The organism is Mycobacterium sp. TKK-01-0059, from assembly GCF_000709305.1.
In the GTDB taxonomy this organism is placed as follows: domain Bacteria; phylum Actinomycetota; class Actinomycetes; order Mycobacteriales; family Mycobacteriaceae; genus Mycobacterium; species Mycobacterium intracellulare.
Genome location: NZ_KL446993.1, coordinates 3,154,982 through 3,171,211, shown reverse-complemented (window position 1 = coordinate 3,171,211; position 16,230 = coordinate 3,154,982). Strand labels below are relative to the sequence as shown.

Below are 16,230 nucleotides of genomic sequence, written 5' to 3'. Positions count from 1 at the left end.
GCGCCTGACTACTTGGATGGCGCGCTTTGCCGCATGTTTACAGCTGTGGACATCGAACGCGTGCTCTTCGACGGTGGCGGGCTGGCGACGACCGCCCAGCTTTTGACTGTGGTGTCTCGCACACGCTTGGCCGGACTTATCAAGTCCGGCAAGCTTATTCGGGTATGTCACGGCGTCTATTCCGGCCATGAGCCCGATACAGCTGGCATGCTGTCCGCGCTTGACCTGGCGGTTGGGCAGCCGGTCGTGGCCTGTCTGGGTACCGCCGCCGGGCTGTACGGCTTCGACACCGAAAGCACCTATCGGCTCCATGTCCTCGATCCGGGCGTCAGGATGCGTCCGTCGCCGGGGGTCATGGTGCATCAGCGAATCGGTGCGCCGCTGCGACACGTCAACGGTCGCCTTGCGACGGCACCCGCATGGACGGCAATCGAAATAGCGCGAGCGCTACGGCCGTCGCGCGCTTTGGCGACGCTTGATGCCGCCCTGCACACAGGCGCTTGCACCGCAGTGGAATTGACCGCGGCATGCCGCAAGCAGCGGGGCCGTCGTGGGATCGTGAAGGTTCGCAAGTTAGTCGACTACGCCGACGGCCGCGCCGAATCGCCCATGGAAAGTGAAGCGCGGCTCCTTTTCATCGACAGCGGACTGCCCGCGCCAGAGCTGCAATACAACATCCTGGACCGCCACGGCAAACTATGGCGCGCCGACTTTGCCTGGCCAGACGCCATGGTCGTCGTCGAATACGACAGCGTGGAATGGCACGTAGGTCGCGACGCCCTATTGCACGACCGACTGAAAACGGCGCGACTACAGGAGTGCGGCTGGACATGTATTCCGATGACAGTTGACGACATCCGACGAGATCCGGTCGGCCTGATTGCGCGGATCAACAGTCATCTGACGACGCCCCGCATGGCGGGCTGAGCCCACGCAAACCCTCGCGAGCAGACACAAAAACACCCAACTATTCGGCGTGTCGGGTGCTTTTGCGTCTGCTCGGCAAGAATCAGTTGGGTTGTGCGGCGGGGCGATTCGTGTTCAGCACATCGACGCCGTCGTTATCCCACGCTTGCCGCATCGCCTCGGCGCCTTTCAACCGCACCCACGCCGCCTCGGTCGCGGTGATGGGGGTCGCCGACAGGAAGCGCACCGGGTCGCGGGGCGGTTCCAGCGGCAGATCCGCGATCTCGCTGCGGCCCAGCAACACCGCGGTGAACGGCACCTTCCGCGACGGCGACGCCCACAGCGGCGAGCCGAGGTCGATCAGCGCATCGGCACTCAGCACGGCGCCCTCGACGGCGGGAGTTGCCGCCAGTATCGCGATGCTGCGGGCGATGCCGGTGATCGGGCCGGGATCGCGCAACTGCAGGACGATTTCGGCCCGCGGCCCGCGCACCGGGTCGGCGATATCGAGGGTCGGTTCGGTCATGGGGTGGCGCGAGCAGCCCAGGGAGACGTAGTGCACCAGCCCGCTTGCCTCGCGGAATCGCAGCACTTCGATGGTTTCGGTGCCGAGGAATGTCACGCTCGCCGAATCGGGTTCGAGGTCGCCGAAGTGGGCGCGTACATGCGCACGGACCTGGTCCAACGGCTGCGTCACCGCGCGTCCGACGGCGCGATGGTCAGGTTGGCCCCGGAGTCGGCGTCGAAGACCACGAGCCGTGTCGTGTCGAACGCCAACTCGATCGACTGCCCGATGACCGCCTTGGATTCGGCGGGAACCCGTGCCACGAACTGGTTTTCGTGCGCGTCTCCCTCGGCGGCCAGATCGTCCAGTTGCGCCGAGTGCGCGGCCCATGCCGCCGTGGAGAAGTACACGTACTTGTCGGCGCCCAGCGATTCGACCAGGTCGACCTTCACCTCGAAGGTCAACGCCCTGATGCGCTGGTAACCGTCGATCAACGCGGCGTCGGACAGATGCTCGGGCCGCACGCCCACGATGACGTTGCCCGGCGTGGGGTGCTGGGCGATCACCTCTTGGACGTCCGGTGTGAGCATCACCTCCCCGAAGGGCAGCGTCAGCCCGATCGGCGTCAACGTGGCCGGGAAGAAATTCATCGCCGGCGAGCCGATGAAGCCCGCGACGAACAGGTTGGCCGGGTGCTCGTAAAGCTCATCGGGGGTGCCGATTTGCTGTGCGACGCCCGAATGCATCACCACCACCCGGTCGCCCAGCGTCATGGCCTCGGTCTGATCGTGGGTGACGTAAACGGTCGTCGTGCCCAGCCGCTTTTGCAGCCTGGCGATCTCGCCACGCATCTGGACGCGCAGTTTGGCATCCAGGTTGGACAAGGGCTCGTCCATCAGAAACGCCTTGGGATGGCGCACGATCGCGCGGCCCATCGCCACCCGCTGCCGCTGTCCCCCGGACAGCTGGGAGGGCTTGCGGTCCAGAAAGTCGGTCAGGTCAAGGGTTTTGGCGGTCTCGGCGACCTTTTGCGCGATCTCGGGCTTCGGCATCTTCGCCAGCGTCAACGGGAACGCGATGTTTTGCCGCACCGTCATGTGCGGGTACAGCGCATAGGACTGGAACACCATCGCGATGTCGCGGTCTTTGGGCGCCTTCTCGTTCACCCGTTCGCCGCCGATGCGCAGCTCACCCGAGGAGATATCTTCAAGCCCGGCAATCATGTTCAGCGTCGTGGTCTTACCGCAGCCCGACGGGCCGACCAGGATCAAAAATTCGCCGTCGGCGATGGTGATGTTCAGGTCCTGCACCGCCACGGCGCCGTCGGGATAACTCTTGCTGACATGGTCCAGCACAATCTCGGCCATCGCGTCATCCCTTCACGGCGCCGGAGGTCAACCCGGCGACGATTCGTCGTTGGAAGATTAGAACAAAAGCGATGATGGGAACGGTGATCACCACGGCGCCGGCCGCGATCGATCCGGTCGGCTCCTCGAACTGTGAACTGCCACTGAAGTTCACGATCGCCACCGGCGCGGTGATCGCCGCCTTGGTAGCGGTCAGGGTCAGCGCCAGCAGCAGATCGTTCCAGGCGAAGATGAACACCAGGATCGCGGCGGTCACCACGCCCGGCGCCGCCAGGGGGACGATCACCTTGCGGAACGCCTGCGCCGGTGAAGCGCCGTCCATTTTCGCCGCCTTCTCCAAATCCCAGGGGATCTCGCGGAAAAACGCCGACAACGTGTAGATCGCGAGCGGCAGCGCGAAGGTGATGTAGGGCAGGATCAGGCCCGGCCAGGTGTCGAACAGGCCGACGAAGCGTTCGATGTTGAACAACGGTGTGACCAACGAGATCGCAGGAAACATCGTGATCAGCAGGGTGGCGCCGACCAGCGCCCGCTTGCCCGGAAAATTCAGGCGCGCGATCGCGTAGCCGGCCATCGCCCCGAGGGTCACCGCGATCGCGGTGGTGATCAACCCGATCCCGACGGAGTTGATCAGCGCCGAGCTGAAGATGTCGCCGCGAAAGATGCCGCGATAGTTGTCCAGGGATACCGACGACGGAATCAGCTTGCCGTCCTTGACCGTTGACGTCGGCTTCAGCGAGAGGCTGAAGATCCACAACACCGGCAGCAGCGCGTACACCACGACCACCGTGTCGATTACGGCCCAGATCGCGGTGCGCCGCGCGTCCTGCCGGTCAGCGGCCATCGACGTCACCACCGGGCGTCGCCGCGCCGAAGACCTTGATGAACAGTAGGGCGATGAGGCCCACGCACACGAAGATCAGCACGCTGATCGCCGAGCCGAGCCCGACGTTGAACCCCTTGAACAGGTTGTCGTAGCCCAGGATCGACACCGAATCGGTGTTGTTGGCGCCGTTGGTCAAGACGTAGATGTTGTCGAAGATGCGGAACGCGTCCAGGGTTCGGAACAGCAGGGCGACCACCACGGCCGGCTTGATGATCGGCAGGATGACGCCGGTCAGCCGGCGCCAGGGGCCGGCGCCGTCGACCTGGGCGGCCTTCAGCAGCTCCTCTGGCACCAGTGCCAGCCCGGCCAACAGCAGCAGCGACATGAACGGCGTCGTCTTCCAGACCTCGGCGACCACGACGATCGCCAGCGACGGGATCTGCGAAGTCAGCGGTGCGCTGCCATGCGGCAGCAGGTTGGCCAGGTAGCCCGTCCCGGGCGTCCATGCGTAGTACCAGCTGTACGACGCGACCACGGTGACGATGCCGTACGGGATCAGAATCGCGGTGCGTACCAAGCCTTTTCCGACGAGGGTGCGGTGCATCACCAGCGCCAGTGTCAGGCCCAGGACGAATTCGAGGGACACCGACACGACGGTGATGCCCAGCGTGACCGCCAGCGCGGTCCACCAATACCGATCGGTCAGGATCGTCACGTAATTGCCCAGGCCGATGAACGCGGTGTCGCCGGGGACGGCAAGGTTGTTGCGCTGCAGGCTCAACCACACGGCGTAACCGATCGGATAGGCCGTCACCGTCAGCATCAGAAGCGCCGCCGGGGCGACGAGCAACAAGGCCAAGCGCTGTTCGGAGAGCCGGTTTCGGGTCCGCAAATGCGGTGCGACGGAAGACGGCCGGGCGCGCCTTGCGGGGGCGGTGGCCGTCACGGCAACAGCCCCTTCCCGTCGATCGCCTTCTGCACCTCGGCGCTGAGTTCGTCGGCGGTCCGCTCCGGGTCGATCTCGGTGATCGGGCTCAGCGTCGCGGCCAATCGGATGGCCACCGCCTGGTAGACCGGCGTGGCCGGGCGCACCGCGGCGTCGGTGAGTTGCCGGCGGATGATCGTGTACATCGGGTACTTGGCCTGGAACTGCGGATCGGAATACAGCGACGTGCGCACCGGGGGTAGGCCGCCTGCGATCGACACGTACTTCTGATGTTGCAGGCTGCGCAGGCAGCGGATGGCCTCGAACGCCTCGGCGCGGTGGCGGGTGGTGCTGGCCACCGCCAGGTTCGCCCCGCCGATGGTCACCTTGGCCGGATGGCCCGGCGCCACACCGGGATACGGCGCGAAGCCGAAGACTTTCTGGCTGGCCTGATAGGCGATGCGGAATTGCTCGTCGCTGGGCACGAACGTCCCGACGTCGTTGATGCTGCCGGCCAGCCGCGGATCGTGGTTGAGCGGCAGAACGGGCACACCGCCTTTCACCGCGTTCTCCAGCATGGATGCCAGCGCATACGGCCAGTTGACCGCGAGTGCGGCCCTGCCCTGTTCGACCGCCAACCGCGCGGTGCCCTCGTCGGTGCGGGTGATCGACGGATCGGCCCCGGGCGCGGTCGCCACGGATTTGAGGGTCCGCAGCGCACCGACGGTGGCGGCCCGGTGCGCCGGCGTGTCGGTCAACGTGACGCGGCGGCCGTCCTCCGAGAGGACCTGGACGCCCCCGCTGGCCAGCAGCGTGTTGAACCAGACCACCAGGCCTTCGCCCTCATTGGCCTGCACGGCGATCCAGCTGGGCTGCCCCGCGGCGTGCAATCTGGTGGCCTCGCGCACCATCCCATCCCAGGTTCGCGGCGGCTGACGCACCAAATCGGGCCGATACCAAAGCAATTGGGTGTTCGTTGTGATGGGGGCCGCGAACAACTTGCCTTCCCAGCGCGCGGTCGACAGCGGGCCCGGCAGGACGTCGGCGGTCGCGTCGGGTTCGGCGCGCCCCGCGGGATCGTCGGACAGCGGTAGCGCCCAGCCCGCCTCGGCGAACTCGGCCGTCCACACCACATCGAGCGACATCACGTCCAGCGTGCGGTCGCGACCGGTCAGGCGCCGCGCCAGCTGCAAACGCTGCTCGCCGGGGGCTCTGGGCAGACTGATCTGTTGAATGGCGAAGCGGCCATCGAACTGCTTCGTGCAATCCTGAGCGACCGCGGTGAACGTCGCGCCGTCGGCGGCCGTGGTGTAGAAGCTGATTACCAGCCCGCGGGTTCCCGAAGCGCACGCGGGTGCCGCCGCGGCGATGGTGAGCGTCGCCAGCGCGATCGCGCCTGCCCGGCGTACGCGCCCACGACGACTCACCACCGATCACACCTCTCGCGGGCGCCTCAGATCGCCAAGCGCGCCAACAGGTCCCGCGCCTTCTCTGCGTTTTGCGGGTCACACAGCACGTCGTAACGGCCGGCCACCAACTGCATGGTCGAACTGAAATCCCTTGTGCCACGGGCCATTGAGTACGGAACGGCCGAAGTGATCAGCCCAAAGAAGACACCCGCGACCAGGCCCGTGATCAGCGCACCCCAGGGATTGGGACTGAAGAAACCCAGCACCAAGCCGATGAACAGGCCCAGCCACGCCCCGCTCAGCACGCCTCCACCGAGCACCTTAGGCCACGTCAACCGGCCGGTGACCCGCTCCACCTGCATCAGGTCGACCCCGACGATCGTCACCTGCTGGACCGGGAACTGCTGCTCGGACAGATAGTCGACGGCGCGCTGCGCCTCGGCGTAGGTGGGATAGGACCCGACCGGCCAGCCCCTGGGCGGCGTCGGCAGTCCGGGCGCGCCTCGTCCACGCCCCGTCGCGTTTCCTGGTGTCGCGCCGGGAACCTGCCCAGGCTGGTAAGGATTAGTCATCGCCGTTCATTGTCCTCCGCCTTGGGGATGGTTTCATCTCAGGCCCTCCCCAGCCTAACCGCCGGCCTTCCGCCACCTGCGAAAACACGGTGCACGGGGTGGCGGGAACCGTCCCGGGCGCCCGTGGCGCGCTGACGTTTCGCCCCCACGGCCACCGGCGGCGCATGGGTTAGGTTGAACACCATGACAGCTCCCGGCGGCGGCTTCGGCGAGGGCGGCCACGACGACAACACCGACTCGCCCCCCACCGGCGGCGAAGCCTCCGAGCCCGCCCCCTGGGAGTCCCCCGCCGCCGATTCGGCGCCCCCGGCGTACCCGCCGCCGGGTCCCACCGACCACCCGGCCGGGTACCCGCCGTCGTATCCCCCGCCCGTCCCACCGCCCCCTGGGTACGAACAACCGCCCGGCTACTTCGGACCGCCCTACCCGATGGCGCCACCGCCGTACGGCGGCCCGCCCCCCTACGGGGCGCACGGATATCCGGGCTATTACCCGCCACCGGACTACCAGGGCGGCTATCCCACTCAAGCCGCTGTGACCGGAACCAACGCGCTGGCGATCGCCTCGCTCATCGCGTCGTTCACCGGCCTGTTGTGCGGGCTGGGCTCAATCGTCGCCATAGTGCTGGGCGCGATCGCCCTGGATCAGATCAAGCGGACCCGGCAGGAGGGCTTCGGCCTGGCGGTCGCCGGCATCGTCATCGGAATCGCCACGCTGGTGGTGATTTTGGTGGTCGTGCTCTTCACACTGCGCACGCATTAACGGCCTGACCGCCCCCGGCCGGTCTGCCATCGGGCCGGCGGCTGCCTAGGCTCTACTTCCATGGGATCGGTCAACAGGGTGTACATCGCGCGGCTCGCGCGAATGTTGGTGTTGGGTCCGCTCGGGGAATCCGTCGGTCGGATCCGCGACGTGGTCGTCAGCATCAGCATCGTCCGCCAGCAGCCGCGGGTCCTGGGACTGGTCGTCGATCTCGCGACCCGGCGCAGCATCTTCATCCCGATCCTGCGGGTCGCGTCCATCGAGCCCAACGCCGTGACGCTGAGCACCGGCAACGTGTCCCTACGCCACTTCGTGCAGCGACCCGGGGAGGTGCTGGCGATCGGTCAGGTGCTGGACACTCAGGTCAAGGTCAACGACCCCGAACTGCCGGAGCTGGCCGGCCTCGACGTGGTGGTCACCGACCTGGGCATCGAACAGAACCGGACGCGCGACTGGATGGTGAGCCGGGTCGCCGTGCGCACCCATCGGCGGCTCGGACGGCGCGGTCCCGTGCACGTCGTGGCCTGGCAGAGCGTGCAGGGTTTGACCCCGTCGGCCCTGGCCTTGCCGGGGCAGGGCGTGGCGCAGCTGCTGGGCCAGTTCGAAGGGCGCAAGCCGGTCGATGTGGCCGACGCGATCCGCGGACTGCCGGCCAAGCGCCGCTACGAGGTGCTCAGGGCGCTCAACGACGACCGGCTGGCCGACATCCTGCAGGAGTTGCCGGAACAGGATCAGGCCGAGGTCCTCTCGCAGCTGGGCACCGAGCGATCGGCCGACGTGCTCGAGGAGATGGATCCCGACGACGCCGCCGACCTGCTCGGCATGCTGAACCCCACCGACGCCGAGATGCTGCTGACCCGGATGGACCCCGACGAGTCCGCCCCCGTGCGCCGGCTGCTGACGCATTCGCCGGACACCGCGGGCGGCCTGATGACCTCCAATCCGGTGGTGCTCACCCCCGACACGTCGGTCGCGGAGGCGCTGGCACGGGTCCGCGATCCGGACCTGAGCACCGCCCTGTCGTCGATGGTTTTTGTCGCGCGGCCGCCGACGGCGACGCCGACGGGCCGCTACCTGGGCTGTGTGCACTTGCAGCGGCTGCTGCGCGAGGCGCCGGCCGAGCTGGTCGGCGGGATCGTCGACAGCGAGTTGCTCACGCTGACACCGGAGACTCCGCTGGTCGCCGTGACCCGCTACCTCGCCGCGTACAACCTCGTGTGCGGTCCCGTCGTCGACGACCAGAACCACCTGTTGGGCGCGGTCACGGTGGACGACCTGCTCGATCACCTGCTGCCGCACGACTGGCGCGTGGACATGCAAGAACTCGACACCGCCGGCCGGTTCGAAGGACTGGGAGGATCCTCGTGAGCAAATCCACGGCTCCGCGAGGGCTGTACACCCCGCGGACATCGCGCAGATACTCGCCGCGGCTGGACCCCGAGACCGTCGGGCAATTCACCGAGTCCATCGCGCGGTTCTTCGGCACCGGCCGCTACCTTTTGCTGCAGACGGTCGTGGTGTTCGTGTGGATTGCATTGAACCTGTTCGCGGTGACGGTGCGCTGGGACCCCTACCCGTTCATCCTGCTGAACCTGGCGTTCTCGACCCAGGCCGCCTACGCGGCCCCGCTGATCCTGCTGGCGCAGAACCGGCAGGAGAACCGCGACCGCGTCACGCTCGAAGAGGACCGCCGTCGCGCCGCCCAGACCAAGGCCGACACCGAGTACCTGGCCCGCGAACTGGCCGCGTTACGCCTGGCCGTCGGCGAGGTGGTGACGCGTGAATACCTGCGCCACGAGCTGGATGACCTGCGCGAAAGGCTGGCCAATCTGCAGCCCGGGACCCCGGACTCGGGGCCTCCGCGGCAGGGCGACAACTTGGAGCGCGCGGCTAAGAAATCCAGGTGAGAACCTCTTCAACCATTGCGCCACTCGTGTCACAAGAGTTATGTATGGTGATCTGGTTCACCGAGCTAACAGAAAGTACGCCCAGCTCACACTAGGACGGTCGAGTGCGCATAGGGGGAAGCCGGGGTGCGAGCCCGGCCGCCGCGACTGTGCGGCAGCGAGCACTTCGGAACACGCGCAAGCCGATATTCGGCGTCGCCATGATTACTCCATTGGTCTTCGCGGGCGCCGTCAGCGGGGCGGCTCCTGAACTTCCGGCGCACATGCCGCCGGTCCACGCCGCCGTCACTCCGGTGGCCGCGGTCTCGCCCTCCTTCCCGGACCTCTCCGGGCCCGCCATCGTCCCAATCGACCGCAGCCCCACCGCCTTTCACGTCGCCGAGCCCGCGCTGTCCGCGCCGCCGCCGGCGATGATCGTCAATGCGCGTGGCGCACTGGGCATTCCGAGCATCGCATTGGCCGCCTACCGCAATGCGGAGCAGAAGATGGCCGTCGCCGCCCCGGGTTGCGGCGTCAGCTGGAATTTGCTGGCCGGCATCGGGCGCATCGAATCGGGCCACGCGGGCGGCGGTGCGGTGGATGCACGCGGAACCGCGATCAACCCGATCTACGGCCCGTCGCTGGACGGCACGCTGCCCGGCAACGAGGTCATCATCCAGAGCAGCGCCGGCAGTCGCGTCACCTACGCCCGCGCGATGGGACCGATGCAGTTCTTGCCGGGGACCTGGGCGCGCTACGCCTCCGACGGCAAGGGCGACGGCGTGGCCGACCCGCAGAACCTGTTCGACTCGACGCTCGCGGCCGCCCGGTACTTGTGCAGCGGCGGGCTGAACCTGCGTGATCAGTCGCAGGTGCTGGCCGCGATTCTGCGCTACAACAACTCGATGCCCTACGCGCAGAACGTGCTGGGCTGGGCGGCAGCCTACGCCACGGGCGTCGTCCCGGTCGACCTGCCGCCGATGACCGGACCGCCGCCGCCGCTGGGCGACGCGCACCTCGAGCATCCCGAGGGGCTCGGACCCAACCTGCCGATGAACATCAACGGCCTGCCGATGGACGACCCGCTGGCGCGCGTGCCGCTGATCGACCTGAGCAGCCCGGCGATGGTCAGTCCGCCGCCGATGTTCCCCTGGATGTCTCCCACGCCTCAGCAGGCGCCGACCCAACTTCCCGGGTGCACCGTGATCTGCATCGGCACCCAAAGCGCGGCGCCCGCGGGGCCCCCGCCACCGTTCGCGCCGCCTGCGCCCTTCGCGCAGCCGCCGTTCGCTCCGCCGCCCCCGGATGTCGTCACGCCCCCGGCACCGATCGCGCCGCCGGCACCCCCGGTTGCGCCGCAAGCCGCACCGTCGCCCAAGCCGGCCGCTCCCCCGGCGGCGCCGAACGCGTCAGCGCCGCTTAAGCCCACGCCGGGCCCGGCCAACTGACCCCGCGGCGATCGCAAGCGCGGCGAAGCCGGGCGCAGCGGGTCGCCGCCAACTGACCCCGCGGCGATCGCAAGCGCGGCAAGGCCGGGCGCAGCGGGTCGCCGCCAAACGATCCTGAGCGGGTCGCCGCCCAACCGCTCCGTCGCGCACGCCTACACTCGGCGGTGATGTCCAGCCACGACTCTTCTGACGCAGCCGACCTGAGCGCGGCGATTCGCACCGCACTGGGGAAGGTGATCGACCCCGAACTGCGGCGCCCCATCACCGATCTCGGGATGGTCAAAAGCATCGACACCGAACCCGACGGCTCGGTTCACGTCGCGATCTATCTGACCACCGCCAGCTGTCCGAAGAAGAACGAGATCAGCGACCGGGTCAGCCAGGCGGTCTCCGACGTCCCGGGCACCGGCGCGGTGAAGGTCACCCTGGACGTGATGAGCGACGAACAGCGCACCGAGCTGCGCAAGCAGCTGCGCGGTGACGCCCGCGAGCCGATTATCCCGTTCGCACAACCGAATTCGCTGACGCGGGTCTATGCGGTGGCGTCCGGGAAGGGCGGGGTCGGCAAGTCCACCGTCACGGTCAACCTGGCCGCGGCGATGGCGGCCCGCGGCCTGTCCGTCGGGCTGCTGGACGCCGACATCCACGGCCATTCCATCCCCCGGATGATGGGCACCACCGACCGGCCCACCCAGGTCGAGTCGATGATCCTGCCGCCCATCGCGCACGAGGTGCGGGTCATCTCGATCGCTCAGTTCACCGAGGGCAACACTCCGGTGGTGTGGCGCGGACCGATGCTGCACCGCGCGCTACAGCAGTTCCTGGCCGACGTCTACTGGGGCGACCTGGACGTGCTGCTGCTCGATCTGCCGCCGGGGACCGGCGACATCGCCATCTCGGTGGCTCAGCTGATCCCCAACGCGGAGATTCTGGTGGTGACGACGCCACAGCTGGCGGCGGCCGAGGTCGCCGAGCGGGCCGGCAGCATCGCGCTGCAGACGCGCCAACGCCTCGCCGGCGTCGTGGAGAACATGTCCGGGCTCACGTTGCCGGACGGCTCGACGCTGAAGGTGTTCGGTGAGGGCGGCGGCGAGCAGGTGGCCGAGCGGTTGTCGCGCGCGGTCGGCGCCGATGTGCCGCTGCTGGGCCAGATCCCGCTGGATCCCGAGCTGGTGGCCGCGGGCGATTCCGGCGTTCCGCTGGTACTGAGTGCGCCGGATTCGCCGGTGGGCAAGGCGCTGCGCGGGGTGGCCGACAGTTTGTCCTCACGTCGGCGCGGGCTGGCCGGCGTATCGCTCGGGCTCGATCCCAAAGGCCGCTGAAACCGGTTCAGGTCGCGTCGGTGTCGAACGGCGTGCGGTCGCCCGTCTGCTGTTCCGCCCCACGCGTCTGGCCGTTCGCCGGCGTGGGAGGCGCGGGTGGCGGCGTCTCCGGCGGGGCGCCGTTCACCGGCTTGTCGAAGTTTCCGGTCAGAAACGAGTCGTCGCCGTCCAGCAGGTGCTTGGTGAGCGCGGCGCGGGGGGTCATGCCGCGCAGCTTCTGCAATTCGCTGAGCGGGCCCCGCAGGTCGTCGAACTCGGGCCCGAGGTCCTCGCGCAGCTGACTGGTCACACCGCTGAGGTAATCGCGCGCCTGACGCAGCGCGTTGGCCGACCATCGGATGGCGCCGGGGAGCCGTTCGGGGCCGAGGACCACCAACCCGACCACGACGAGGACGAGCATCTCTCCCCAGCCGACGTTGGCGAACATCTAGCCGTTATCCGGGTCCGGTTTCACCGTCAGGGTGACGTGGCGGCCATCGCGGACCACCTCGATCGGGGAATCCTGGCCGATGGTCAGCTGCCGCACCGCGACCACGAACTCGTCGGCGTCGGCAACCTTGCGGTTACCCACCTTGACGACGACGTCGTTTTCCAGGACGCCGCCCTTCTGCGCCGGACTTCCCGCCTTCACGTTGGCGACCTGGGCGCCGGAGGCGATCGCGTTGCTCACCGAGCGGGTGCTGACGCCCAGCGTCGGATGCACGATCTTTCCGTCCCGGATCAAGGTCTGGGCGACTTCCTTGGCCTCGTTGATCGGGATCGCGAAGCCGAGCCCACTTGCGCTGTCCGACAACGACTTACCCGCGGTGTCGATGCCGATCACCTGGGAATCCATGTCGATCAGCGGGCCACCCGAGTTGCCGTGGTTGATCGACGCGTCGGTCTGCAGGGCGTCGATCACCGTGTCGGTGTCCGAGCCCTCCCCGGACAGCGGAACCGGCCGGTGCAGCGCGCTGATGATGCCGTGCGTCACGGTGCTGCGCAGCCCCAGCGGCGCACCCGCGGCGAGGACCTCGTCACCCACCCGCACCTTGTCGGAATCGCCCAGGCGCGCCACGCTCAGGTTGTCGACGTTGTCGACCTTGATCACCGCCAGGTCGGTCTTGGGGTCGCGCCCGACCAGGTTGGCGGGCACTTCCTTGCCGTCGTTGAACACCACGGTGGTCTTGAACTGGCTGGGGTTGTTCGCCGCTTCGGAGATGACGTGGTTGTTGGTGACGATGTAGCCACGCCCGTCGATGACGACGCCGGAGCCCTGCATGCCCTCCTGGTCACTCTTGGACTCGATGGTCACCACGGAGTTCGCGGTCGCCGACGCCACCTTGGCGAAGCGCCCGGCCGGGCCTTCCCCGTTGCCGTTGGTCGACAGCGTCACCTTGGAGGTGGTGAACGCCTCGGCGACCTCGGCCGTCTTGCGGCCCACCACCCCGCCGACGAGGCCGATGACCAACGCGATGAGCGCCAACACGAGCAGCGCGAGGTAGGACACCCGGCCGCCGAACAGCACGTCGCGCACGCCCAGTTTGCCGCCGTAGCCCAGGGCGGAGCGCGACGTCGATGGCGCGACCGCCGGCGTTCCTAGGGCCGCCGCGGCCCCCGGGTCCCGCCAGGGGTCGTCCAGCTCGTCGGGCTCCCCGCCGTTTTTCTCGGCGGCCAGCGCGCCCACGTCCACGGGGTGGCGTTGCAGCGAATCGGAGCTGCCCTCCGGCCGGTGGAACGCCTCCTCGAGGACGGGGTCGGCCGGACGATCGCTCGGCCGGAATTCGGCCTGGTCCCGGTACTTCTGCGGGCGGACGCGCTCGGCCACGAACGACCCGCGCAACCCGTCGGGACGACTGAACTCCCGACGCGATGCGGGGTCGACCGGCGGACGCGAGACGGGGCGCGGCGCCAGGCGGTTGCCGCTGTCATTGCTTCGGTCGAAGCCTTGGTCGGACGTCACGTTATCCCTTTTGGATCCTCTACTTGAGCGCGCGAGACGGGCCTTTACCGGCCGAGATACGCGGCACCGGCGTTGTCCGTGTCCACCCTAGTATCCACGGCGCGCCGTAGGGCGACATGAACGAGCGTGTGGGGCGAGTGCGCAGCGGGTCCGACTATCGGCGCTTGCGCCGCTCGCGGGCCTCGCGGTCGGCGAAGGGGTCGGAGGCCGGCGCGGTCGAGTCGTCGCGCGAGTCGTAGGGAATTTCGGCCAGCATGCCGAGCAGCGTGCTGGGGATGCGGATGGGGTGGGAGTCGCGCAGCGCCGCGCGCGTCCGACTCTGATCGTCGACCTCGGCCGCGCACTGGGGGCACATCGACAGGTGATGCGCGGCCCGCAGGTGAGCGTTCATCCGCAACTCGCCGTCGACGAACGCGGCGATTGCTTCGACGGACAGGTGCTCGGTGGAACCGAACTGGCGGGGTGCGCCCACGGGCGCGTCGCTCTGGGAGGCGAACTGGGCGGGAAGCCAGGAGAACGCGCGGCGGAACACATGTCCTCGATCGGGCATTACCAGCTCCTTGCCACTCATTCTCATTGCCGCCTCCTCTCGAATGTAGCGCGAGCCGGTGCGCAATACCGCAGCTACGGGCGCAAAGCCGCTGAATATCTACCTGATCGCTCCGCTGCCGAAACAGGCGGGCGACGCTGCCTACGCCGACTGGGCGCGCAGTTCCTGCCGACCGGAGTGGGCGGCCAGGTAGTCCCGCAAGGCTTGGCGTCCGCGGTGGATGCGGCTGCGGACGGTCCCGAGCTTCACGCCCAGGGTGGCACCGATCTCCTCGTAGGACAGGCCTTCGATGTCGCACAGGACGACGGCCGCGCGAAATTCCGGCGGCAGCGAATCGAGCGCGGCCTGCAAATCGGGCCCCAGCCGTGAATCGTGATAGATCTGCTCGGGGTTGGGCTCGTCGGCGGGCACCCGCTCGTAATCCTCGGGCAGCGCCTCCATCCGGATGCGCGCGCGTCGGCGCACCATGTCGAGGAAGAGGTTGGTGGTGATGCGGTGCAGCCACCCTTCGAACGTTCCCGGCTGATAGTTCTGCACGGACCGGAAGACCCGGATGAAGGTCTCCTGGGTGAGGTCCTCGGCGTCGTGCTGATTGCCGGAAAGCCGGTAGGCCAGCCGGTACACCCGGTCGGCGTGCTGGCGTACCAGCTCGTCCCACGACGGCATGGCCGCCTTGTCCCCGGTCGCGTCGAAAACTGCGGTCCCCTGCGGGACGTCCGAGGGCTCCACCCACTCGTCGGTGGGGCGCTCTTGCGCGTGCGACATGCTGGACGGACTGAGAAGAGTGGTGATAATCAATTCCTCCGAATCGGGTGCGCCACCCAGTGGCACTTCGTCATTGACGGCAACAGGCAGCTGCCATTCGGTATTCCCCGTCCAACGCGCTCCGCGATCCATACGGACACCGTCGCGTATCGGCGTATGTGCGGTATATGAACAATCTGAGCTGCGCCTGAGAAACCGTTTCTTGCCCTGCGTTGTGCAGGAAATATCCACCGCGCGGTGACCTTAAACGCGCCGGGCCTCTTGGGCGTGTCGCCAGCGTGCGGTTCAGGCGCGCCTGTCCGTTCGTGCGATGAATTGGAATACGCTGCGGGCATGGACGGCACCGACGCAGAAGCCCCTGGCCACACGGCGCCCAGCCGGGCCGAATCGCTGTTTGCCCACGCCGAGGGATCGATATCGGAGGACGCGCTGCTGGCCGCCGCCCGGGAGCGGGCCGTCGACATCGGGGCGGGCGCGGTGACGCCGGCCGTCGGGGCGTTGTTGAGCATGCTTACGAAGCTGAGCGGCGGCAAGGCCGTCGCCGAAGTGGGCACCGGCGCCGGCGTCAGCGGCTTGTGGTTGCTGTCGGGCATGAGCGACGACGGCGTCTTGACCACGATCGACATCGAGCCCGAATACCTGCGGCTGGCCAAGCAGGCGTTCAGCGAGGCGGGCATCGGACCGTCGCGCAGCCGGCTGATCGGCGGCCGCGCCCAAGAGGTGCTCACCCGGCTCGCCGACGAGTCCTATGACCTGGTGTTCATCGACGCCGACCCGATCGATCAGCCGGACTACGTCGTCGAGGGCGTCCGGTTGCTGCGCCCGGGCGGCGTGATCGTGGTGCACCGGGCCGCACTGGGCGGGCGGGCCGGCGATCCGACCGCCCGCGACGCCGAGGTGGTGGCGGTGCGCGAGGCGGCCCGCCTCATCGCCGAGGACGAGCGGCTCACCCCGGCGCTGGTGCCGCTCGGCGACGGCATCCTGGCCGCCGTTCGCGACTGATTCGCACTTTTACGAATTCTTGACGCGGGTCGTCCTTGACCGC

Annotated in this window: 17 protein-coding genes; 7 read left to right on the top strand and 10 right to left on the bottom strand. The window is 68.2% G+C overall.

All coding sequences use genetic code 11. From position 1 onward, the window contains the following. Positions 1-33 precede the first annotated feature (33 nt). The gene (locus tag K883_RS15315; protein WP_008254658.1) at positions 34-927 is read left to right on the top strand and encodes a type IV toxin-antitoxin system AbiEi family antitoxin domain-containing protein; all 894 of its coding nucleotides are present in this window, start codon (positions 34-36) and stop codon (positions 925-927) included. An 82-nt stretch (positions 928-1,009) separates the two neighbouring features. Here the strand turns inward: K883_RS15315 and K883_RS15310 are convergent, their stop codons facing one another. The 6 genes from K883_RS15310 to K883_RS15285 are packed head-to-tail and all read right to left on the bottom strand — an operon-like array spanning position 1,010 to position 6,510. Next, on the bottom strand, positions 1,010-1,603 hold the full coding sequence (locus K883_RS15310) for a suppressor of fused domain protein (protein ID WP_020821926.1): 594 nt from the start codon (positions 1,601-1,603) through the stop codon (positions 1,010-1,012). Beyond that, positions 1,600-2,778, bottom strand: a complete 1,179-nt coding sequence (locus K883_RS15305; protein WP_020821925.1) for an ABC transporter ATP-binding protein — start codon at positions 2,776-2,778, stop codon at positions 1,600-1,602. Before K883_RS15305 ends, K883_RS15310 begins: the two co-directional genes overlap by 4 nt. A gap of 4 nt (positions 2,779-2,782) precedes the next feature. Next, entirely contained in the window at positions 2,783-3,622 is an 840-nt protein-coding gene (locus K883_RS15300; protein WP_014711072.1) for a carbohydrate ABC transporter permease, read from the bottom strand. After that, entirely contained in the window at positions 3,612-4,496 is an 885-nt protein-coding gene (locus tag K883_RS15295) for a carbohydrate ABC transporter permease (protein ID WP_020821924.1), read from the bottom strand. Before K883_RS15295 ends, K883_RS15300 begins: the two co-directional genes overlap by 11 nt. Positions 4,497-4,546: 50 nt before the next feature. Continuing rightward, positions 4,547-5,959 carry an extracellular solute-binding protein gene (locus tag K883_RS15290; protein ID WP_020821923.1) on the bottom strand — a complete coding sequence of 471 codons (1,413 nt, stop codon included), beginning with the start codon at positions 5,957-5,959 and terminating at the stop codon, positions 4,547-4,549. A gap of 23 nt (positions 5,960-5,982) precedes the next feature. Next, entirely contained in the window at positions 5,983-6,510 is a 528-nt protein-coding gene (locus K883_RS15285) for a YflT domain-containing protein (RefSeq protein WP_008254647.1), read from the bottom strand. 183 nt (positions 6,511-6,693) lie between these two features. Here K883_RS15285 and K883_RS15280 point away from each other — a divergent pair, with 183 nt between their 5' ends. The 5 genes from K883_RS15280 to K883_RS15260 all read left to right on the top strand — a co-directional run bounded on the left by K883_RS15280 (position 6,694) and on the right by K883_RS15260 (position 11,928). Beyond that, a complete protein-coding gene (locus tag K883_RS15280; RefSeq protein ID WP_036454862.1) occupies positions 6,694-7,272 on the top strand; it encodes a DUF4190 domain-containing protein in 579 nt (192 codons plus the stop codon). Between the two features lie 60 nt (positions 7,273-7,332). Further along, positions 7,333-8,640, top strand: coding sequence for a magnesium transporter MgtE N-terminal domain-containing protein (locus tag K883_RS15275; RefSeq protein ID WP_020821921.1), 1,308 nt, complete (start codon positions 7,333-7,335; stop codon positions 8,638-8,640). Next, positions 8,637-9,179, top strand: coding sequence for a DUF1003 domain-containing protein (locus K883_RS15270; protein WP_008254638.1), 543 nt, complete (start codon positions 8,637-8,639; stop codon positions 9,177-9,179). Before K883_RS15275 ends, K883_RS15270 begins: the two co-directional genes overlap by 4 nt. 104 nt (positions 9,180-9,283) lie before the next feature. Further along, complete coding sequence (locus K883_RS15265) at positions 9,284-10,606, top strand: lytic transglycosylase domain-containing protein (RefSeq protein ID WP_179945071.1); 1,323 nt, start codon at positions 9,284-9,286, stop codon at positions 10,604-10,606. A 167-nt stretch (positions 10,607-10,773) separates the two neighbouring features. Continuing rightward, complete coding sequence (locus K883_RS15260) at positions 10,774-11,928, top strand: Mrp/NBP35 family ATP-binding protein (protein ID WP_008254633.1); 1,155 nt, start codon at positions 10,774-10,776, stop codon at positions 11,926-11,928. A gap of 7 nt (positions 11,929-11,935) precedes the next feature. Here the strand turns inward: K883_RS15260 and tatB are convergent, their stop codons facing one another. From tatB to sigE, 4 genes are all read right to left on the bottom strand, one after another. Then, complete coding sequence (gene tatB, locus K883_RS15255) at positions 11,936-12,355, bottom strand: Sec-independent protein translocase protein TatB (protein WP_020821919.1); 420 nt, start codon at positions 12,353-12,355, stop codon at positions 11,936-11,938. Further along, entirely contained in the window at positions 12,356-13,870 is a 1,515-nt protein-coding gene (locus tag K883_RS15250) for a serine protease HtrA (RefSeq protein WP_014384064.1), read from the bottom strand. A 154-nt stretch (positions 13,871-14,024) separates the two neighbouring features. Continuing rightward, positions 14,025-14,420 carry an anti-sigma E factor RseA gene (gene rseA / locus K883_RS15245; RefSeq protein ID WP_020821917.1) on the bottom strand — a complete coding sequence of 132 codons (396 nt, stop codon included), beginning with the start codon at positions 14,418-14,420 and terminating at the stop codon, positions 14,025-14,027. Between the two features lie 141 nt (positions 14,421-14,561). After that, a complete protein-coding gene (sigE, locus tag K883_RS15240; protein ID WP_014384063.1) occupies positions 14,562-15,317 on the bottom strand; it encodes an RNA polymerase sigma factor SigE in 756 nt (251 codons plus the stop codon). A 201-nt stretch (positions 15,318-15,518) separates the two neighbouring features. Here sigE and K883_RS15235 point away from each other — a divergent pair, with 201 nt between their 5' ends. Next, on the top strand, positions 15,519-16,187 hold the full coding sequence (locus tag K883_RS15235) for an O-methyltransferase (RefSeq protein ID WP_009956306.1): 669 nt from the start codon (positions 15,519-15,521) through the stop codon (positions 16,185-16,187). Positions 16,188-16,230 lie beyond the last annotated feature (43 nt).